Here is a 20,969-nt window from a genome sequence, read left to right as displayed (position 1 = left end):
CGAAAACTCGCGATTACTTCAGGTTGATGATGCTCTTGTCGTAGTCTGTCGGCGGAACATAGCCCATGAGTGTCATGAGCGTTGCAGGCCATGAAGAGATGCCAAGACCTTCGTTGAGCTTCTCTGTGTCGTACTCGCCCTTGTACTCTGGGTCGTAAATGATACCAGGAACTGGGTTCAAGCTGTGAGATGTCTTTGCCTTTGGCTCGCCGCTCTTGTCCATCTTCACAGAGCCGTCTTTTGCGTGCTCATACATATCGTCTGAGTTGCCGTGGTCTGCTGTCAAGCACAAGATACCGCCAGCCTCGTCGATTGCTGCCTTGAGACGTCCGAGCTGCAAGTCCATGCCCTCCATTGAGCAAACAACAGCGTTGAAAACTCCAGTGTGTCCAACCATATCGCCGTTCGGGAAGTTAAGGCGGATGTGGTCGTATTTGCCAGACTTGATTGCTTCGATAACCTTGTCGGTAATCTCTGCGCACTTCATCCACGGGCGCTGCTCGAACGGAACAACGTCAGAAGGCACTTCGATGTAGTCTTCGAGCTTCTCGTCGAATTTTCCCTGCTTGTTTCCGTTGAAGAAGTATGTAACGTGTCCGTATTTCTGTGTCTCAGAGATAGCGAGGAGCTTCACGCCTGTCTTTGTGAGGTACTCGCCCATTGTTCTGTCGATTGAGGGCGGGTTCACGAGGTACTGTGCTGGAACGTGCGCATCGCCGTCGTACTCCATCATACCAGCATACTCTACTTTTGGTACACGGATTCTATTAAATGGTAAGTCGCCGCCTTCGGCGGTCTCGAATGCGCGTGTCATCTCAAGAGCGCGGTCGCCGCGGAAGTTGAAGTAAATCACGCTGTCGCCGTCTTCGATTGTGCCGACTGCCTTGCCGTCTTTTGCGATAACGAACTCGTGCATATCCTGATCAAGAATGCCAGGGACTTCTGCGCGGTATGTCTCGATAGCCTTTGTCGCGCTCTCGAACATTCTTCCCTCGCCCAAAACGTGAGCCTTCCAGCCGCGCTCGACCATTGACCAGTCTGCGTTGTAGCGATCCATTGTAAGATACATGCGTCCGCCGCCTGAAGCTATTCTGTAGTCAACGCCAGAGAATGAAGAAAGGAACTCTTCGAGCGGTGTGATATAGTTCAAAGCAGAAGTTGGGTCAACGTCGCGACCGTCGAGAAGAGCATGAACGCGGAGCTTTTTCACGCCGTCTTTGCTTGCCTGTGTAACCATCGCTTTGAGGTGGTCGATGTGTGAGTGAACATTTCCGTCAGAAACCAAGCCGATGAAGTGCAATGTGCTTGACTTGTCGTTTACGTTCTTGATGAGCTTTTTCCAAGTGTCAGCCGCGAACATTGAGCCGTTGGCGATTGACTCGCCGACGAGCTTTGCGCCCTGTGCGAATACGCGACCGCAGCCCATTGCGTTGTGTCCGACTTCGCTGTTTCCCATATCGTCATCGCTCGGCAAACCTACGGCTGTTCCGTGAGCCTTGAGCTTTGTGTGCGGGCAGTTCGCTGTGAACCAGTCGAGATACTTCATCTTTGAAGCCTTGACAGCGTCTCCCTCTTCGTACTTTCCATATCCAACGCCGTCCATAATCACGAGGACTACAGGACCACGACGACCCTTCCAATTCGGGTTCTTTTCCAAAGCATGCATTGTGTCAGCCATTTGTTTCTCCATTTGAGTAAAATTCTGGTGGAATTATAGTGCAACGCGCCCTGTTTGGGAATGAACGAAAAATCCCATTTGCAACCGGGCCTCCGCACGGGCTGAACCAAAAAAAATCCTTTAGAAAAAAGGCGAAACGCGTTAGAATTTGAGCCGATGTCGATGTCAATAAACGACCAGGCGTTCTTCAGCGAGAACATAACGAACGTCAACAAAATGGTCTCAAAAATTCTCGTCGCGATGGATTTCGTGCCGGTTCTGCTCCTTGTCCTCACAAAGCTCGGGCTGTTCAATGTCCCCACGGAATTTGCGGCAGTATCAATATCGTATTCGGTCGTCATCTCAACATCGTTCAATTTCCTCATACGCTCGCATTCCGCGTTCGTGCAGAAAATCTCGATGTATCTGGGCGTCCTCGGAATCGAAGGGTTCATCGCGATGATGGGGACTAGCACGAACATCGGCGTCTACATCTGCTACGGGGTCGTCCCGATAATCTGCTGCCTCTACTACAACAGGCACCTTTCGATACGGATATGCGTGATGAGCTACCTGCTGATGCTCGCCTCGCTCTACGTGAAATTCACGAACGGCGCGGCAATCTTCGACATGCTCGACACGCAGACGTTCCAAAAGGCGTACCTTCCTGTCGCCGCGGGATTCACGATAGAATTCATGTTCGTCTTCCTGATTGTGAATTTCCTCTCGATTCGGAACCACACGACGCTCAAGCACCTCATATCGGTAATCGACGACAGGAACGGGTTCGTGCAGAAGCTCAGGCAGAGCAAGGACGAATTCCAGAAGAAGAATTCCGAGCTGAAGGAGACGCAGTTCAAAATCATCCAGTTCATAGCGGAATGTCTCGGAAGCCACGACCTTTTCACGGGAAGCCACGTCATCCACACGCGCACCTACGTCGAGCTTATAGCACGGCGGCTGCGCGAGAACGGAAGCTACAAGGAGACGCTCACGGACGAGACGATTGCGCTCTACGCGTCGGCGGCGTTCGTGCACGACATCGGGAAAATCCACATACCCGAGGGAATCCTCAACAAGCAGGGCAAATTCACGAGAGAGGAATTCGAGCTGATGAAATCGCATCCCGAGGAAGGAAGGCGGCTTCTTCAGGTTCTCCCCAAGATTGACGACGGGCGGTTCAACGAAATCGCGACGGAAATGGCGTACTGCCACCACGAAAAATGGGACGGGACGGGCTACCCCCGGGGAATTGCCGGAAAGCAGATTCCGCTGTGCGCGCGGATAATGACGGCGGCGGACGTCCTCGACGCGCTCATAAGCCAGCGGCTCTACAAAAACCCGAAGTCAATCGACCAGGCGATGCGCGTCTTCCTCGATTCCCGCGGGACGCATTTCGAGCCGTGCATCGCCGACGCCGTGATAAGCCTCCGCGACACGATAGAGAAAATCGACAGGGACTACAAGAAAAAGGAGTCCGAGGCTTACAAAAAAGAGCTTGAATGGTGGAACAACTACCACAACATGATGAACTTGAAGCGCTAGGGCTACTCGACGGGATAGCAGTCGAACCCGGCGTCCTTGAGAAGCGAGCCGACAGTCCCCTCGTCGTTCTCCTCGATGTAGACGAGCCGGTACGTCGTCCCGCTCGAGCGCGTCTCGAATTCGATTTTCGCGGAGAACCCGAGCGCGCGCAGTCGCTCCACAAGCGCGTCGGCATTTTTCTGTTCCTTGAAGAACCCAATCTGGTATTTTTTCCTCACCGAGTTGCGGGCTTTTCCACCGCTTTCCCCGTCGCCCGGCGTCACGTCCACGAATCCCGCCCTCGGGACGAAATACCAGAACGGCGTCGGCATCTGCGTTATGTGCCCCGAGACGATTCCCGCCTCAAGCGACTGGGGGAATTCAGAGCGGAGGGCGGCCGCATAGGAAACGTCGCCCGTTATATGGTGCAATGTCAGGAGGACGGAAGGCGCGACGACTTTCATGTCGGGGTCGCCCGAATATTCCTTCAGTTTTTCCACGGACGAAGAGACATCGAGCGCGGTCTCGGCACGGCACAGCGCGCTCCACTGCGCGTAGAGATTGACGTACGCGATTATCCGCTTGTCCTTCGATTTTTTCACCGCGGAATTCAGGTAGCTGTCCGCGCTCTCCCAATCCCCCACGGAAAGCGCGCACCGCACCGCGTCGAGGACGAGCTGCTCGGAGCTTTTCTTCGGCATCCCGTCAGCGTCGCCCGCCTCTATCGCCGCGGCAAGAGAGTACGATTTCTGCGCGTCGGAATACTGCCCCGCCTGCTCCTGCACGCTGCCGAGAAACGCATATCCCGAGCGCTTGTCGGCGGCAGTTGCGAGCTGCGGAACGTTCTTCTTCAGATATGAAATCGACTCCGATACGGAATTCTTCTTCGCAGCCTCCGTCATAACGGATTTTGCGGTCATACGCGCCGATACGGCCGGAACTAAAAAGGCGGCAAGCAGGAATACGGCCAGAATTCTTTTTGACATGATTTTATAATATCCCAAAAAACAATCCCTTGCAAAAAATCCGCCCCGCCAGACGCTACAGGATTTCCGAGACGGCGTTGAAGAGCACGGGAAGGTTCAGAGGCTTCCTGAAGAATTTCTTCACGCCGAATTCCTTGACGCGATCCTCCGCTGAAGCGTCGTCAAGGGCGGTGACGACGATGACGGACGGTTTTCCGTAAATCGCGTTCTCGCTGATTTTCCTGCAAAGCCCGAACCCGTCGACGCCCGGAAGGTCAAGGTCGAGAATCAGGCACGACGGCTGCTTTTCCACCATAAGCGCGCCCGCCTCGAACCCGTCGAACGCCTGAAAAACGGAAAGCCCCTCTATCTTCTGCTGCATGTACATCTTCACGACGGTGTTCAGCCCCCTGTCGTCGTCGACAATCAGGAGGCTCTTCGTCTCGTAGTGCTTTTCCTTGCACAGCGCGAGAACCTCCTTCGGAACCGTCATATTCCGCTGAACCATGAACGAAACCAGGTCATCAGGCTCGATACGATACTGCTTTCCCGGCGTCGTGAACGCCTCAAGATACCCGTTCTTTATCCAGTTTATTGCCGTCTGGTTCACGACACCGCAGATTTTCGCGACCTCCATAGCGGAGAAAACAACCTTGCCTTCCTGTCCCATACATCAATCCCATCTTCTTCCGATGAAATGCACAAACGCATTCCCAACGCGAATAACAGGCATGTAAAAAAGTGCCGTCACCTCGCAATACTTTTTTTTATAGATTCGTCCCGAACCCGAATTTCCGGAGCGGCATCGTCGACGCAAGAAAGATGCCGGTCCTATTCCCCGCGCATCGCCCGGCGTGCCATCCCGTATGGAAAACCGCAGTCGAGGAGATATTTCAGGAGCTTGTCGCCGCTTTTTCCGAGCCGGATTCCCTTGCCGAGCGCCTTCGCGCACATCTCCTCCTCGGAAACGCCGCCGCCATCCTCATCGCCGGAGAAGAACGAATCGAGCGCCGAAACCGCGACTTCCCGGCTTATCCCGCGCGACAAAAGCTCGGAAAGAAGGCGCGAGCGCCCCTGATATTTCGTGGCGCAGTGGCTCCGAATCCACGCGGAAGCGAACCGCGAATCGTCGAGCAGCCCTTTCGATTCAAGCCGGTCGAGGGCAGCGTCGACAGCATCCTGCGGGAACTTTTTCTGCAAAAGCTTCTGCGCCAGCTTGAACCGGCACTGCTCGCACCGCGCCAGATATTCGGCCGCCTTCGTCTCCGCGCCAAAAGCGAACGCCGCAGAGACGACATCCTCCGATTCCTCCTCGGAAAGGACTGCCCCGCCAAAACCGGCGGAATCGACACGATTCACGAGAGAATCGACGGAGACGACATTCAGATAGCACTTCCGCACAAAAAAAACAGCCCCATCCGAAGAAGTCATTTTCACGATTTCCTCGGATGAGGTCTGTCTTATTTCAGTTATCGCAAGCATCGAAGCGATTCTATGACCGTAAGCGAAATTCCCGCCGCCAAAACAAGAAGAATGAGGGCAGGAAAAACACAAACCACCAAAACCGAAGATTAGCGCTTGCTGAACTGGAATCTGCGGCGAGCACCACGCTGACCGTACTTCTTGCGCTCGACCATGCGAGAATCGCGAGTAAGGAAACCGTTCGCCTTGAGAGAGGCGCGAACCTCAGGATCAATCTGAAGAAGCGCGCGGGCAATTCCGTGGAGGCAGGCACCAGCCTGTCCCTTCACTCCGCCACCCTGAACGTTGATGAGGATGTCATACTTGTTCTCGTAATTCGTCACGAGAAGCGGCTGATGAACGACTTTCACAGAAGACTCTGTCGGGAAGTACTCAGCGACATCTTTTCCGTTGACAACAATCTTGCCCGAACCCTCGCGGACGAAAACGCGGGCCACGGACGTCTTTCTTCTTCCAGTTCCGATTGCAATATTCTTAACTGCCATAACAATTCTCCGTATTCGCTAAATTAAAGCTCGACAACTTTGGGATTCTGCGTCGCATGGGGATGCTCGCTGCCGGCATACACCTTGAGGTTCGCGGCGACTTTGCGTCCGAGGCGGTTGTTCGGCAACATTCCGTTGATTGTGCGCACGAGAGGCTCAGTCGGGTTCTTCTCGATGAGTTTCTCGAACGTGTAAGAGCGGAGTCCGCGGACGAATCCCGTGTAGTGGCGATAAAGCTTGTCGGAAGCCTTGTTGCCTGAAACAGCGACTTTGTCTGCGTTGATGATGATAACGTAGTCGCCCATCTCCTGGTTCGGCGTGTAGGAAGCCTTCTCCTTTCCGCGGAGAATCGCAGCAGCCTTTGCAGCGACGCGTCCGAGCGGTTTTCCCGCTGCGTCGATGACGAACCATTCACGTTTCTGCTCACAGTCTTTCAAAAAAATAGTTTTCATTGTATATACCTTTGAATAAAAGAGTCTTCACCCGACCGGCTGCATCTTCCGCTCGGAATGAAATATACGGGGACTAACAATATAGAACATTTGACTTTTATGGTCAATGAATTTTCGCGAAGGATTTCCATCAGGCAGAGCGCGATTCAGGCACGGCACGCGCTCCTCGCTTATCCACAGGCAGTGGGTAGCCCTTTCCACAGGCAGTGGGTAGCCCTTTCCACAGACAGTGGATAGCCCGTTCCACAGGCAGTGGATAGCCCGTAATTGGGTGCGTGGATGGCTGAAGAAATTCATTTCATAAACGCAAATCTGCATTCTCCCCGCTGCACACAAACAGCGAAGACCAGCCACGTCACCCCGGACTCGTTTCGGGGTCTATTTGCAAATCGATGGTGAATCGAAAACTTATTGCAACGTGTATTCCACGGAATCTTCTTCAAGCACTTTGTTTATCTCTTCCTTTGTTACGTATTCGATGTCAAACGAGTATTCCTTGCCCTCAATTGTAATGGTCGCCGTGACTTTGTTTTCGCCATTTGTGTAGGTAATCGGGCAAGTGAACGCTTTAGATTCATTAAATTCAATATAACCGTCTTTCCGCCCTGTAACTTTTGCAATTGCCATGCTGTCGTTTGTGGCAGAAAGAATTGTATACTCGGTTTCATCATTGTTCTCACGAATTGTGATATTGGGCGAATTCTTTATCATAGTGCCTACAAAAACCTCAATTTCAAAATCTGGATTATAAAACTCGCTAGTATAGCTTGAAGGATACCACAAATCATAACTGCCATTGAAAATATCCCCAAATTTTAATCCTTGGGGAATGAAGGCCCAATCTTCATCGCATAACACGAGTTTGTTACTTTCTAATTTATATGCGTATGTATAATAGATTTTTTTCTTTGCTTCTTTATACAAAACCTGCCATTTCCTCCAGTTGTTAAAGCTTTCAACAGATTCACAGTCTGAGTCCGCATTTAAAAGTTCTGCCACTTGAGCTTCCGTAATAGAGGGGTTAAGAGCCTTGAAAAGTTTTGTTCGTTCCGATTTATAGGCTTCAAGAGTTTCTGGAATTGTGTTTGGTTCCGTATAGAGAGTTATGCCGTCGCGTACATAGGATTTCTTGAAGTCTAGCTTTTTTGAAAGAAAGTATCCTATTTCTGAATTCACAGTATATGAATAAGTTTCCTCTTCTTTAATGCGGTAGTCACCACAGTTTGGTAGGGGGTAATAAGGCTCTTCATTCCATGTTATTATGAAAGTGTCATCTGAAAAATCAATCGAACTCATCTCGTTATCAAAATCCGCAGCAAACTTCTTTCCGGCAAGTTCGTTCGTTTCCACAACAGACTTACTTCTCCTCCCCGTCTTCCGTCTCCGCCTTGCACGAAGCAAAAACGCCCAGTGCCAGAATGCCTGCGAGCACGCCTTTTACCACAAAACTTTTTTTCATTTTTTCTCCTTGTTTATAAAATTGCTTTTATATTACTCCCCAGAACAGGGGGATGTCTAACAAATACCCCCCCCATGTCGCTTCTTTGGCTTTTCCTTAATCGGACACAGAAAACGTGATGCGGGGCTGGGCTTTTCTGCTATAATACCCCTCATACATATCGACTATGAACGTCCATTCCCCGGCATTTTCGTTTTCGCCTTTCCCTTCTTTTATCTGAGAAAGGCTGCGCGTTGATTCATGATCCCTCATCGTACAATTGCTCTTATCAGTTCTCCAAATATCCGTATACACTATTATTTCGTCAGAAGGATTATTCAGCGTTATTTCAACGCTTCGAGCCGAAGAATCGTTAAGGGTAAGCCATGTATTCTGATTCACCGATTCATCAGTTTTATTATATGCCGTCATAGCCTCCTTACCAGCGGCACGTATAGTTATGTTAGCGCCCAGAGGCATAATGGCGGGGTCATTGCCAAAGTTGCTCAATTTAAGTTCCAGCTTTCCCTTACCAGTCTTATTGTTGTACGTGAGCGTAATCGGCTTGATGCTTACATCCATCCACTTCGATTCGGATTCAAGCGTCTTGCAGTATTGGCGGGTCTGAGTGACAGATACGCTTCCGGCAGTACCATATCCGAGAGATGCCTTTTCAACTTCATGGCCGTCCATATAAAGCGTAACCGTGTTTCCTGCGTTCCCCGCCGTTACTGTTATTGGCATCTCGTCATATTTTTTGTAGCTGTACTGCCAGTATTCGGTAGTACCCTCCGTCTTTACTTTTTCACCGTCCGGCGTGAATGTCGGCTCGCTCAAAATCCCCTGAACATAAATCTTTTTCTCAACCGACTTTGAAACACAATACTGCCTTGTCGCAGTAACGGTGATTGTATGAGGTCCAAGTGCAAGTTTTCCGGAAAGTTCCGCGCTGTTTTCTGTTACGGTTACCGTGCTTCCCGCATTTGCCGGTGTCGCTTTGTAATAGAGCGCACAGTTTCCGTCTTTATCAAGTTCCACATCATATGAGTCGTACAAAAGGTAGCTGCTGGATTCTGGGTGGCTGTGCATTGAAAGCTCTGTCGTATGAGCGGCCTCTTTGTAAAAGGCAATGGATGGGGCACCCAAAATTCCTTGAATGTACACTTTCTCCTCAAACTCACGTGCAGTATAGCCCGGCTTTGAGCATGTTACGGTAAGCGTGTGCGGACCAAGTTCGAGTTTCGTGTCCGTTCCATCGCGCTCCGTACCGTTGTCGCTAACATCAACGGTCACCCCGCTTTCGGCATCAAAAATATATTCGACAGTTCCGAGTGTTCCGCCTGCGGTAAGGTTTACGTTGTAGCAGTTATAGTCCGAATATGCCGTATCTTCTGCCCCGGCGGAGTCGGCTGCAACATTGCTTGTTCCGTTCCAGATGCGGAGGGTTGGCTTTTTTAGAGGCGTTACGACTTTGATTTTCTTTGTGATGGTTGTATCCGTAAATCCAGACTGTTTGCTTGTAACAGTAATCGTGTGCTCTCCGAGTGACAATTTTCCAGTTTTTGTGCCGTTAAACGAATCACCGTCAATTGTACCGCTTATCGAAGCGCCGTCCTGTGCAGAAATAGTATAAGATGCTTCTGACGAAGCGTTTTCTACTTCAATATATTCGAAATTATTACCGTCTCGCATACCGTTTCGTGAAGGATTAAATGTAAACAGTGGTTCTGCCGCCTCTTCTGAAAGCTCTACATTAATCCAGTATCGGCTCTTACAATTTTTATCACCGTGGTGATCTCCAGTATCAATTTGTGGATTTGCTTTTAAATCTTTTAAACTTCTTGTAGCAGATGAATCCCCTTTGTTTATGGTTCCGAGGTGATCCCAGTTGCTTTCTTTCGATCCGTCTCTGTCCATTGCTCTATTAGTATAAAAATAAAACTTATCTGTTTTTTCATACAGATAAACCACTTTATCATTTGCAACATCATCATAATAATCATGGGTATTATCTTTATGATAATTATAACAAGACCATATTTCCTGTTGACCGTTTTTTGTGGATTCAATGTAAAATGTAACAATCAAATCTACATCTCTACCACCATCTGTGTGCCAGTGATGTACTTGATTTTTGACTTTTGCTTTTACACGGTTAATCTTTACGTTTACGCTCTTCACAAACTCTTGAGTCGTGCAATACTGTTTTTCTACCGTCACTTTTATCGTGTGAGTGCCCACATCAAGTTCTTGGTTTGTCAAATCGCCCGTTTTCGGCGTGCCGCCGTCAATCGTGGTCGTAATCGTTGCGCCATCGTAGGTATTTGTTACGTCCATAAGAAGGTTGTCGTATTTGAGGTAGCTGAATTTTATGGTCTCCCCATCGACCGAAGACTTGTTCGGGAAGGTAATTTCAGGCTCGGTCAGGCTTTTCACCGCGTACATTTTGCTCGTCAGAACAACATCGTCGTAGTTTTCCCGTGAGATTCGTATTCTGAACTCGTTCAGACCGTCCGACATCGTTTCCGTTCCGGAAGGAGCAGTCTCACCGTTGATTTCCAGCGTCGATTCGGGAACGGGGTTCTCCACGACAAAATCGAGGCTGTCCGCGTATTCGACGACAGCGTACGGAATTCCGTCAACCTCCGCGACATTTCCGTTGAAAAAGCCGTTCTCGAACGAGAAGGGCGATGAAAGCTCCCCTTCCGCAGAGACGAAGAATCCTTCCGGCGCGTTTTCCGGCTGCACGACGATGAATTTGAAGTTCTCCGCGGAAAGCGATGTCACGGAATCGGCGCCGTCGGAAAGCTCGATGACTTTCGTTCCCGCCGAATACGTCTCAGGCTCGATTCTTGCCGCGGTCTTGTCGCCGAGCGCGGAGGCGATTTCGATTGTCTTTCCGTCCGCAAGGAAAACGGCGTCCTTTATCGAGCATTCTTTCATGCGAAAAATTCCCGCACTGAAAATTCCGCTTCCGTTTTCCGCGATGTTCCCCAAAATCGCGCATCCGTCCGCGACGAGCGTTCCTTCGTTGTAGACCCCGCCGCCTTTTTCCGCGCTGTTTTCCGTTATCCGAACGCCCTCGCAAAGTTCCACGGAAGCGTTCTCCGCTATGAACACACCGCCGCCGTTCCCTGAAGAATTTCCGCCGGAGACAGAAACGTTCCGCAAGACGACTTTCACATCCGAATGTATGGAAAGCGCCGTCCCGTCCCCTCCGCCGACAATCGCGTCAGAGGGGGTTCCGCCGTCGTTTTTGTGCGCGCCGCATATCGTAATCGATTTCGCGCGCTCGCCCGTCACGGAATCGGGAATTTCCTGCGCGCCCGTCAGCGTCCCGTCGACGACAATCGTGTAGTCCGCGTCTTTGTCGAACAGCGCGAGCGTCGCCTTCTTTATCGAGCTGAACGGATTCGCGCGCGTTCCCGTCTCGTCCCCTACAGCCCTGTCAGAGACATAAATCCTCGTCAGCGCGAAACGGCTGAGCATTTCGGGCGTTATTTCGCATTCTCCGACGCCTGTGACATGGGATGACGCGCCGAACCACTCGTCGCTTACAAGGTCGCGGCAGATGTGGAGCGTCTCGCGGAATTCGTAGAGGAGAATCCGGTTCTCGTCGTCCGGGCTTTCCGTGTTGTAGAAACTGAAAACTGCCTCGTAGTTCCCCGAATCGATTTCCTCGTCCCACGAAATCACCGACTCGACTTCGGAAAATGCCTTTGAGGCATACCCCCCCCCGAGTATTTTCTGATATTTCACCTCGCATGAATGCACATTATCAGGAACCGAAATGCCGATTCTAAGCCGCCCCTTTCCGTCCTGCATCTCAGGCTCGACGGGTATCACGCCGGAAACCGCGTCCCCGCCGCGAAGAAGGAGGACGACCTTCCCGAATAGAACCCTGACCGTTTTCTCCGCCCCGCCTTCGTTTATGGTTGTCGTGCCCGAAACCGTTATCGCGTACTCGGTTCCGTCCTCCGAAACCGCAAGGTCGCCGAACGAGAAGCTGATGCCGTCGACATCCGCCGTGTACGTCCTGCCGCCGCCCTCCGCGACAACGGAATAAGTGATTTCCTCGGACAGCGACGGCAGGACAGTCCGCGCCGATGATGTCCGCCTCGCGCGCGGAAAAACGCCGTCAAGGGCAACCGTCCCCCGAAAAGAAGCCGTCCCCGAAAAAAGCTCTGCAACGGATTCCGCGCTCTCATTTCCGCCATCATCATCATCGCCAAAAAGGCTGCACCCAAAGGAAAAGACGGCGGAAAGCACAAAAACGAAAAGAAAAAAACGAAAAGCAGTTTTCATACGCACGACTCCCCTTCACAGAGATTTTACTATGAAAACAACCAAATTGTAAGAAAGCTCTTATCCGTCACGAATGGCGGGATGCACCACTCGTCACCCCGGACTCGTTTCGGGGTCTCATTTACGAACGGATGGCGAAACGGGGCCGGCATGGCGCGACGCGAAGGGCGAGCCGGAAAACTTCGCCGCGCCCGCCCCAAAAATCGAACAGCCCCGCAAAATCAAAGCGGGCGCCCCTCCCCCCGTTCCTTTGAGGGAGCCGCCGACACAGCCTCGCTTTCGGCTTCCTCGCGCTTTGCCTCGCGCTTGTCGCGCACGTCCGCGAAACCGACCATGAGCGACACGATTCCGACAACCGCGGAAAAAACCGGCGACGCGCCCTTGAGGAAAAGGACGATGTCGCTGCCCCAGCCCAAGCCGAACGCCCCCGACGGAAGGCACGCGAAGACGGTGAAAAACACGAGAACGAAACCGATTATTATTGAAATCATAGCTCCTCCAAAAAAGCGCGAAAAAGCGCCGAAATCACAAAGAAACAATCGCACATTTTCCGACGAAACGCAACGACGGCGAAAAAGCGGCGAAAGCGGAGCCAAAAATCGCGGTATGCCGGCGGTTCTGCCTCATTACGGCAGCCGGCGGAGGGAGTGCTGGCAGGATTATTTTATGCAGATAATGTCGAATTTTTATCCTGACCTGAAAATCGCCGGCAATTTTTTCTTCACAAATAATCAAACAAGATGGTAAACTATTGGAATGTTTTCAACGGACGGATTCAGGCTCGTGCTTGAAAAGCTCTCATCCCCAATCCTCGTTTTGGAGCCATTGCCACAAAAAGCGAAGAGCGGGGCCACACGCAATGATTTCTCGGTCGTTTTTATGAACGAATCGTTCAGGCGATTTTTCGGCGAGGACAACTGCTTCGATAAGCTGTCCTCATACAAGGAAAACGAGCCTCTGTCGAGCAGGCTCATCGAGCTTGTCGAGACTGTCATGGAAACAGGAATTCCGATAGAGAAAACGTTCCGCTCAAAAATATGCGGGCATTGGTTCAAGCTGATAATCGACAAAATCGAGGACGCGCTCTTTTCGGTGACGTTCATAAACGTTGACGACGACAAGAAATTCGAGGAGCGCCTTGCCGAGCAGAACAGGAAGCTCAAGGATTTGAGCGAGAAGCTTGAATTCAACGCGTTCCACGACATGATGACGGGGCTTCTCGGAAGGAAGAAATTCGAGTCGGACTTCCTCGAATGGGCGTCGAAGGCATCGTCGCTCGGGCAGAAATTCGGGATAATGCTCGCCGACCTAGACGACATGAAGATAATAAACGACTCGCGCGGGCATTCGGCGGGCGACGAGCTGATTGTGAAGGCGGCGGAAATCCTCAAGAAAATCGAGACGGAGGACATGCGCGCCTACCGGTTCGGGAGCGACGAATTCATCATCATGATGAACAAAATCGAGTCGCACGGGACCGCGCTCAATATGGGGAACCTCATCCTCGAGCTTTTCAACGAGCGCGGAGTGGAATTCTCCGCGGGAATTGCGGTCTACCCCGACGACGGCACCGATTTCGAGAAGCTTTTGCGGTACACGGACATGGCGATGCTCGACTCGAAGAAGCACGGGAAGAACAGGGTCGGCATTTTCCAGAACGTCATGCAGGACCGGTTCATGAAAAAGCTCTCCATACAGAACAAGCTCAACGACGCATACGGGAAGAACGCGTTCCAGAGCGATTTCAGGCAGTACTACCAGCCGCAATACGACATAGCGACGGGGAAGCTGCGCGGGTTCGAGGCGCTGCTCAGGTGGCACGACGAGTCGCTCGGCTGGATTTCCCCGGAGCAGTTCATCCCCATCGCGGAGGAGACGCGCCTTATGGTCCCGCTCGGCGAGTGGGTAATGGAGATGGCGCTCAAATCCCTCCGCGAATGGATAGACGACTACGGCTTCGACGGGATAATGAGCGTGAACGTCTCGCCCGTCCAGCTCAAAAAGCCGACGTTCATCTTCGACCTGTCGAATTTCATCGAGCAGTACCAGATTCCGACGAAAAACCTCGAAATAGAGATAACGGAGGGCGTGTTCATCGACAACAAGGAGGAGATTCTCGGGACGCTGTCGCAGGTGCGCGCGATGGGAATCGGCATTTCGCTCGACGATTTCGGGACGGGATACTCCAGCCTGAGCTACCTGCAGAAGCTTCCGATAACGGCGCTCAAAATCGACAAGTCGTTCATCTCGAACATCGGCAACCTCGGGTTCGAGGCGGACATAACGGACACAATCGTGTCGCTCGTCTCGAAAATGGGGCTCGACACGATTGCCGAGGGCGTCGAAAACGAGGAGCAGCTTTCCGTCCTGCGGAAGATAAAATGCCGCGTCGTCCAGGGATTCCTCAAAGGCAAGCCGATGACGAAAGAGGACTGCGAGAACATATTCCGGGACACTCAGGGGCGGTAGACGACGTAGCGGACGCGCCCGGACTCCACGGCGGCGCGGATTTCCTTCTCGCGCTGCGTGAGCTGCGATTTTCCCGTCTTCACCTCGATTATCAGCACTTCCTCAATCGGCTTTCCCTCGGACGCGCCGGGAAAGCCGACGAAATCGACCGGTTTCCCGACGAACCTGACGTCCCCCGGATTGCACGGGAACCCCGGAAGGAACGCCGCCACCTGCTCGGCGACCTGCCCGCCGATGATGGCGCGCGACTTTTTCACGGCATCGCGCCGCTCGCCCGCTATGTCGGCGTAATTCATCTTTTTCCCGCGCCGCACGCCAAAAAAGAACGCGGCGAAGCAGGCGGCGCACAGTGTGAGCGCCATGACGGAAAAGAAAAGCGCGACCGCGGCAAAGTCGAATCCGGAAAGACGGACGAGGAATTCAGTCATCATCGTCCGCTTCCAAATCATCCCCGTCGTCCTCCTCGAATTCACCGTACATGTCGAAAATAAGGTCGGCGAGGCGAGAATACTCCTCCTCCGTCTCGGAAAGCGCACGGCTGTCCGTCCCGTCGACGACGAAGCTTTCCGCGTAGTTCTCCATCAGCGAAAGCGCGAGCGCGAAATCCTCGTCATCAAGGCCGAACAGCGAATCGACGCCGGAAATTTTCGGCATGAGAGAGGAAAGCGCGGACAAATCCTCGTCGTAGCATCCGACAATCTCGTCGCGAATTTCTTCCCCAAGACGGGAATTCGAAGCGCACTCGGCACGCTCATCCTCAAGCATCGCCTTCATCCGGCGGAATATCTCGGCAACAAATTCATCATCATTCATGGAAACGATTATACAAAATCGCGGCGGGCAAAGAAACATGCCCGCCAGAGAGAATTCCCCGGCGTTATCGAACAGGACTATTTGCTGTATAATCATACGCATGGACAATGAATTCAAAACAAGGCTTGAGAAGATAGAATCAGTTCTCGGAAGATACCTTCCGAAAAGCGCGGACGAAAAATGGGCCGCATCGTCGTTCGGGAACATCGACGCGTGCATAGGCGCGCCCCACTTCGCGCAGCTTCTGGAACCGACGCGGAACCTGCTCGAGCTCGGCGGAAAACGGTGGAGGCCGCTCCTGCTCGTCCTCTGCGCGGAAATGGCATCGCGCGGCGACGAAAAAATGACGGGGAACGCGTACGAGCTGACGCCGCTCGTCGAATTCGCGCACACGGCGAGCCTCATCCACGACGACATAGAGGATTCGGCGGACACGCGCAGGGGAAAGCCGGCGGCGCACATCGCGTTCGGGCTGGACAGGGCGCTCAACGCGGCAAGCTGGCTCTATTTCCAGGCGGTCTGCTGCACGGGGAAAGTCGACGCTGACGAGGGGACGAAATCGGCGCTGACGGGGATTTTCATGGAGGAGCTCAGGCGGCTGCATCTAGGGCAGGCGATGGACATCATGTGGCACAGGAACCCGGAGATGATTCCGAGCGCGGCCGAATACAAGGCGATGGTCAGGAACAAGACGGGGACGCTCGCCCGACTCGCGGTGAAGGTCGGCATTATCGCCGGCGGGGCGGGAACGGAGAAGGCCGACGAAGCCGGAAAAATCGCGGAGGACATCGGGACGGGATTCCAGATAATCGACGACGTGGTGAACCTGACGACGGGGAATCCCGGGAAGAAACGGGGCGACGACATCGTCGAGGGAAAGAAGAGCCTTCCCGTGCTCCTCCACCTCGAATCGAATCCGGGCGACGCGGAAAAGCTCGCGTCACTTTTCAGGAAGGCGCACGACGAGGGAATCGACTCGCCCGCCGTCGAGGAGGCGATTTCCGTCATCGCGGGAAGCGGGGCAATCGAGAAGGCGCGCAAAGCCGGAAACGCGATGATAGAGGAAAAAAGCGCGGCGCTCTCGGGGCTGTTCGGAACGGACGGCGGGAATGCCTCGATTCTCATCGGAAAGCTGTTCGCATCGATGAAAAAGTAGGCCCGGCTCAGGAAGCCAAAAAGGAGGAGGAGAAGTACCATGAAAGAATCTGTCGAAACCCTAAACAACAACGCTCTCCACCTTGCGGAAAAAGGGAGCTACGACGAGGCAATCGAATGCCTGAAAAGGGCGCTCACGCTCGACCCGCTGAACCATCTGATTTGGTTCAATCTCGGGGTGACGTTCCGAGACTGCGGGATGATGAAGGAGGCGGCGGACTCGTTCGCGAAGGCGCACGACATCGACGAGGACGAGGAATCATACACGGACGCGCTGGCGATAACGCGGATGAACATGGGGAACATAGACGAAGCGATGCAGCTGTGCGCGGAGGCGCTGACGAGGAACGAGATGAACGCACGAATCTGGAACACGTTCGGCGTCCTGTACTTCAACAAGAACGAGATGGATTTGGCGGCGGAGGCGTTCGAGAAGGCGGTGATGATAAACCCGTATTATTACGACGCGCTCTACAACCTGCGCGACACGTACGAGGAGATGGGAAACAAGGACGGCATGAACCTCTGCATCAAGCAGATGAAGCTCATAAAGCAGAACAAGGGGGCGAGCAATGCGTAGCTTCGCGATTGTCAGGGAAATCATAGACGACGGGGAAATCATGGTGCTCCCCCTCATAACGGGCGCGTGCCAGACGTGCGAGTCCGGATGCCTCAAGCAGGGAAAACCGTTCGCCGTCCTGAACAAACGGAAAATCGACGTCAAAATCGGCATGACCGTAAAAATAGGATATCCCGCCCCGATTCTCGCCGCCGAGGGAATACTGTCGTTCATAATCCCCATACTATGCTCGATTGCGGGGCTTTTCTTCGCGCCGCGCATAGCCCAGGATGTCCTGGGAATCCAGATTGGAACCCGCACGGAGGAAATAAGGGCGCTCGGGGCTGTCGCCGCATTGATTTTGTCGGCGGCTACCCTTTTCGCGATAAGCCGCTCCAGCCTTCATCTGATGAAGCCCGAAATAATGCAGGCCGTCTGACGAAGGCGGCGCACAAAGGAGGAACGCAATGAGAAAAACGCTGAAACTGATACTGCCTGCCGTTCTCCTCTCGCTATTCGCCAAGGAAGCCTACCCGTACCGGACGCTCCGCATCGTCGGCATCGATTCCCGCGTTTGGAAGGAAATCACGATACCGGATGGCTGGATTTACCTTGACTGCCAGGACTCATTCATCGAATATCCGGAAGTCATCGAGCCGACGATTCACTACACGCTGCATTTCAAAGACGAGCGAAACCACCGTCTGGAGCTCCGGTTCAGACGGTTCAAAGGAAAACTCGAGGAATACGCCTATCTTTTCGACATGACCGATTTCAGCGAGACATACATACGGATTCGGAAACGCGAAAAGCCGGAATAAAAAAATCAGGCGACGCTGCGAATAAGCATGCTAAAACAAAGACGGCCATTGAGCAAAGTCGAAATGACCGATTCTTGCATGGCAACGAACGGGCTTCGGCTACGCACCGACACCAAAATCAGGCCACCCCGGCCGAGTTTCCCGCGCGTACAAAAAAAAGCCGCCGAAGGAAACTTCCCCCGGCGGCTTTCCGTCTGTCCCTGCCTGCAAAAACGGCTGATTTATTTTCCTGTCATACATCCGCCGAAAATCCGGACAGAGCCTCAGCTTTTTTATGCGTGCTCTTTGGCGAGCTTTGATATCTCCGACGCCATCTGCTCAAGGCTGACCTGACGCTGCACCGCGCCAAGCTCGAACGCGGCTTTCGGCATTCCGTACACGATTGCCGATTTCTCGTCCTGTCCGAGCGTCCACGCGCCCTGCTTCCTCATCTCGGCAAGCTCGGCGGCCCCATCTTTTCCCATTCCCGTCATTATGACGCCGAGGCATTTGTTCTGGTACACTTTTGCCATCGACTCGAAAAGGACGTCGGCCGACGGGCGATGGCCGTTCCGCTGCGGCTCCTGCGACAGATGAACCGTCTTCCGCCCGAAATTTCCCGTTCCGACGAGAATGTGGAAATTTCCCGGCGCGATATATATGTGACCTTCCTCCACCGCGTCGCCCTCCTCCGCCTCCTTGACGGACAGCGGGCATATTTTGTCGAGCGAATTCGCGAATTCCTTCGTGAATCCCGCCGGCATATGCTGGACGACAAAAATCGGCTGCTTCAAGTTCGGGTCTATGTTCTTGAAAACTTCCCTCAGCGCGTTCGGCCCGCCCGTCGAGATTCCTATCGCAATCGCCTCGATTCTGCCGGGCTCGCGCAACGGATTAATCGTCGCGGGTCCTTTCTGCGCGGCTGGCGCCGCCTCAAAGCGGGGTTTCTCCCTTCTTTCCCGCTCCGACGCGAGGAATTTGTTCGCGGCGTCGGTTCCCATGGCAGACTGGAGCTTTCGCGTCATCGCGCGCTCGTTGGCGAGGTGGGAGAAGAAATCGGACGACTGGACGGTCCTGCCCTTCCTTCTGGCATACTGACCGCCGTAAGAGGAAATCAGCTCCGTAAGCCTGTCAGCGACGGAATTGATGTCGGCGGAGACGGAACCGTTCGGCTTCGTGATGAAATCGCTCGCGCCAAGCTCAAGGCACTGCATAGTGACGGCGGCTCCGCGCTCGGCGATGGAAGACAAAATGATTACGGGGATGTCGATATTATGCTCGCGCCTGTACTTGAGGAATTCGATTCCGTTCATTACAGGCATCTCGATGTCGAGCACGATGACATCGGGATTGAGAAGCGGAATCTTCTCTATAAGGAACTGCCCGTTCATCGCCTTTCCGACAACCTTCATTCCCTCAGTCCCATCGATTATGCGGGAAATCAAATTCCTCATCAAAGCAGAGTCATCACAAATGAGAACTGAAATATCTTCCATAACAAAACTCCCAAACTAGATATTCTTTTGGTACAGACACGCCCAATCGGTTTTCAGGAACTCGAATTTCGTGTCCATGCCAAAAAGCGACTCGGAATGCCCGATGAACAGATACGACTGCGCTCCCATCGAATTCCAGAAGCGGTCAATCGTAGACTTTTGGGCAGCCTCGTCAAAATATATGAGGACGTTGCGGCAGAAAACCACGTCCAGATTTCTTGCCCCCGAATCGTTGCGGAGGTTGTGATAATCGAATTTTATAGTCGCCATCAAATCGCTCTTGACCTGATAGCCCTTGTCGCTCTTGATGAAATACTTGTCGAGGTACTTCTGGGGAATGCCGGCGATGCGCGATTCGGGATAGAACCCCTGCTGCCCGACCATCAGCGACTTGAGCGAAATATCGGACGCCGTAATCTGAAATCGGAATCCCGCGGGAAGGATGTCCGCGAGAATCATCGCAATCGTATACGGCTCCTCGCCCGTCGAGCATCCGGCGCTCCAAATCTTTATCACAGAATCGCCCGTCTTCTTCTTTCGCTCGATGATATGAGGAATCACATAATGAACAAGCGCGTCGAAATGAGGCTGGTTTCTGAAGAACCGGGTAAGGTTCGTCGTCACAGAATCCAGCATTATCTTCATTTCTTCTTTATTGGACGTTATGAGACGATAGTATTCCTGCACCGAGGTCAACTGCTTTTCGCGAAGTTTTTCCTTTAGCCTGCTGTCGAGGATTGAGCGGTTCGTCGATGAAAACGTTATCCCTGATTCATCGTAGATGACCTTGCGGAACATGTCGAATTCCGCATCTGTTAATAAATCTGCCATAGACGCCATTATACACCCTTAAAACAAAATTGTAAATTTTTTTGGCTTCCACCTCCCCAATACACGAAACCGCAGCCTTTTCCGCCCCACGGCAAAACAAATCTTATAACGCAAAAAAATCAAATAACCAGCCGCCACCCCAACAAAGCCGAACTCAGAACGCGAAAACGGCCTGCACCCGCCGCCCCCGGCACGGAAGGTGCGCCACGCGCACCGGCACACGCTTGCTCCAACAAAGCCGAACTCAGAACGCGAAAACGACCTGCACCCCCGCCCAACGGCACGGAAGGTGCGCCACGCGCACCGGCACACGCTTGCTCCTACAAAGCCAAGCTTAGAACGCGAAAACGGCCTGCACCCGCCGCCCCACGGCACGGAAGGTGAGCCACGCGCACCGGCGCACGCTTGCTCCTACAAAGCCGAACTTAGAACGCGAAAACGGCCTGCACCCCCGCCCAACGGCACGGAAGGTGCGCCACGCGCACCGGCACACGCTTGCTCCTACAAAGCCGAACTCGGAACTCGAAAATGAACAAGC

General features: G+C 53.0%; 19 protein-coding genes. 6 read left to right on the top strand and 13 right to left on the bottom strand.

The window, feature by feature from the left end; genetic code table 11:
• Positions 1-13: 13 nt before the first annotated feature.
• Positions 14-1,678, bottom strand: a complete 1,665-nt coding sequence (gene gpmI / locus TRESADRAFT_RS01335; RefSeq protein ID WP_002702138.1) for a 2,3-bisphosphoglycerate-independent phosphoglycerate mutase — start codon at positions 1,676-1,678, stop codon at positions 14-16.
• 156 nt (positions 1,679-1,834) lie between these two features.
• Between gpmI and TRESADRAFT_RS14785 the strand changes: the two genes are divergently transcribed.
• Positions 1,835-3,202 carry an HD-GYP domain-containing protein gene (locus tag TRESADRAFT_RS14785; protein WP_050984997.1) on the top strand — a complete coding sequence of 456 codons (1,368 nt, stop codon included), beginning with the start codon at positions 1,835-1,837 and terminating at the stop codon, positions 3,200-3,202.
• Positions 3,203-3,204: 2 nt separating this feature from the next.
• Here the strand turns inward: TRESADRAFT_RS14785 and TRESADRAFT_RS01325 are convergent, their stop codons facing one another.
• The 8 genes from TRESADRAFT_RS01325 to TRESADRAFT_RS01290 all read right to left on the bottom strand — a co-directional run bounded on the left by TRESADRAFT_RS01325 (position 3,205) and on the right by TRESADRAFT_RS01290 (position 12,799).
• A complete protein-coding gene (locus TRESADRAFT_RS01325; RefSeq protein ID WP_141607051.1) occupies positions 3,205-4,167 on the bottom strand; it encodes an SPOR domain-containing protein in 963 nt (320 codons plus the stop codon).
• 55 nt (positions 4,168-4,222) lie between these two features.
• Positions 4,223-4,816 (bottom strand): response regulator, encoded by a 594-nt coding sequence (locus TRESADRAFT_RS01320; protein WP_002702131.1) that lies wholly within the window; start codon positions 4,814-4,816, stop codon positions 4,223-4,225.
• Between the two features lie 161 nt (positions 4,817-4,977).
• Positions 4,978-5,628, bottom strand: coding sequence for a regulatory protein RecX (locus tag TRESADRAFT_RS01315; RefSeq protein WP_040842038.1), 651 nt, complete (start codon positions 5,626-5,628; stop codon positions 4,978-4,980).
• An 89-nt stretch (positions 5,629-5,717) separates the two neighbouring features.
• On the bottom strand, positions 5,718-6,113 hold the full coding sequence (gene rpsI, locus TRESADRAFT_RS01310) for a 30S ribosomal protein S9 (protein ID WP_002702128.1): 396 nt from the start codon (positions 6,111-6,113) through the stop codon (positions 5,718-5,720).
• Between the two features lie 23 nt (positions 6,114-6,136).
• Positions 6,137-6,565: a 50S ribosomal protein L13 gene (gene rplM, locus TRESADRAFT_RS01305; RefSeq protein WP_002702126.1), complete on the bottom strand. Its 429-nt coding sequence runs from the start codon at positions 6,563-6,565 to the stop codon at positions 6,137-6,139.
• A gap of 408 nt (positions 6,566-6,973) precedes the next feature.
• Positions 6,974-7,915 (bottom strand): hypothetical protein, encoded by a 942-nt coding sequence (locus TRESADRAFT_RS01300; protein WP_002702124.1) that lies wholly within the window; start codon positions 7,913-7,915, stop codon positions 6,974-6,976.
• Between the two features lie 205 nt (positions 7,916-8,120).
• Positions 8,121-12,308, bottom strand: a complete 4,188-nt coding sequence (locus TRESADRAFT_RS01295) for a hypothetical protein (protein WP_002702120.1) — start codon at positions 12,306-12,308, stop codon at positions 8,121-8,123.
• A gap of 221 nt (positions 12,309-12,529) precedes the next feature.
• A complete protein-coding gene (locus tag TRESADRAFT_RS01290) occupies positions 12,530-12,799 on the bottom strand; it encodes a hypothetical protein (RefSeq protein WP_002702118.1) in 270 nt (89 codons plus the stop codon).
• Between the two features lie 265 nt (positions 12,800-13,064).
• On the opposite strand from TRESADRAFT_RS01290, the gene TRESADRAFT_RS01285 reads away from it, so the two are divergent.
• A complete protein-coding gene (locus tag TRESADRAFT_RS01285; RefSeq protein ID WP_002702116.1) occupies positions 13,065-14,777 on the top strand; it encodes a putative bifunctional diguanylate cyclase/phosphodiesterase in 1,713 nt (570 codons plus the stop codon).
• On the opposite strand, the gene TRESADRAFT_RS01280 is transcribed toward TRESADRAFT_RS01285, so the two are convergent.
• Together TRESADRAFT_RS01280 and TRESADRAFT_RS01275 are read right to left on the bottom strand one after the other, a co-directional pair.
• The gene (locus TRESADRAFT_RS01280; RefSeq protein WP_002702114.1) at positions 14,765-15,226 is read right to left on the bottom strand and encodes a Holliday junction resolvase-like protein; all 462 of its coding nucleotides are present in this window, start codon (positions 15,224-15,226) and stop codon (positions 14,765-14,767) included. The two genes, TRESADRAFT_RS01285 and TRESADRAFT_RS01280, sit on opposite strands and share 13 nt — an antisense overlap.
• On the bottom strand, positions 15,198-15,590 hold the full coding sequence (locus TRESADRAFT_RS01275; RefSeq protein ID WP_002702112.1) for a hypothetical protein: 393 nt from the start codon (positions 15,588-15,590) through the stop codon (positions 15,198-15,200). Before TRESADRAFT_RS01275 ends, TRESADRAFT_RS01280 begins: the two co-directional genes overlap by 29 nt.
• Positions 15,591-15,690: 100 nt before the next feature.
• Between TRESADRAFT_RS01275 and TRESADRAFT_RS01270 the strand changes: the two genes are divergently transcribed.
• The 4 genes from TRESADRAFT_RS01270 to TRESADRAFT_RS01255 are packed head-to-tail and all read left to right on the top strand — an operon-like array spanning position 15,691 to position 18,125.
• A complete protein-coding gene (locus TRESADRAFT_RS01270) occupies positions 15,691-16,746 on the top strand; it encodes a polyprenyl synthetase family protein (RefSeq protein WP_040842032.1) in 1,056 nt (351 codons plus the stop codon).
• A 39-nt stretch (positions 16,747-16,785) separates the two neighbouring features.
• The gene (locus TRESADRAFT_RS01265) at positions 16,786-17,325 is read left to right on the top strand and encodes a tetratricopeptide repeat protein (protein WP_002702109.1); all 540 of its coding nucleotides are present in this window, start codon (positions 16,786-16,788) and stop codon (positions 17,323-17,325) included.
• The gene (locus tag TRESADRAFT_RS01260; RefSeq protein ID WP_002702107.1) at positions 17,318-17,743 is read left to right on the top strand and encodes a SoxR reducing system RseC family protein; all 426 of its coding nucleotides are present in this window, start codon (positions 17,318-17,320) and stop codon (positions 17,741-17,743) included. Before TRESADRAFT_RS01265 ends, TRESADRAFT_RS01260 begins: the two co-directional genes overlap by 8 nt.
• 28 nt (positions 17,744-17,771) lie before the next feature.
• Complete coding sequence (locus tag TRESADRAFT_RS01255; protein WP_002702105.1) at positions 17,772-18,125, top strand: hypothetical protein; 354 nt, start codon at positions 17,772-17,774, stop codon at positions 18,123-18,125.
• A gap of 272 nt (positions 18,126-18,397) precedes the next feature.
• Here the strand turns inward: TRESADRAFT_RS01255 and TRESADRAFT_RS01250 are convergent, their stop codons facing one another.
• Both TRESADRAFT_RS01250 and TRESADRAFT_RS01245 read right to left on the bottom strand, forming a co-directional pair.
• Positions 18,398-19,600, bottom strand: coding sequence for a protein-glutamate methylesterase/protein-glutamine glutaminase (locus TRESADRAFT_RS01250; protein WP_002702103.1), 1,203 nt, complete (start codon positions 19,598-19,600; stop codon positions 18,398-18,400).
• 15 nt (positions 19,601-19,615) lie between these two features.
• A complete protein-coding gene (locus TRESADRAFT_RS01245) occupies positions 19,616-20,431 on the bottom strand; it encodes a CheR family methyltransferase (RefSeq protein WP_040842030.1) in 816 nt (271 codons plus the stop codon).
• Positions 20,432-20,969: the final 538 nt, after the last annotated feature.

It is taken from the genome of Treponema saccharophilum DSM 2985 (genome assembly GCF_000255555.1).
GTDB lineage: Bacteria > Spirochaetota > Spirochaetia > Treponematales > Treponemataceae > Treponema_D > Treponema_D saccharophilum.
Note: the sequence above shows the minus strand (reverse complement) of the source record. Positions and strands in the feature narration are given on the sequence as shown.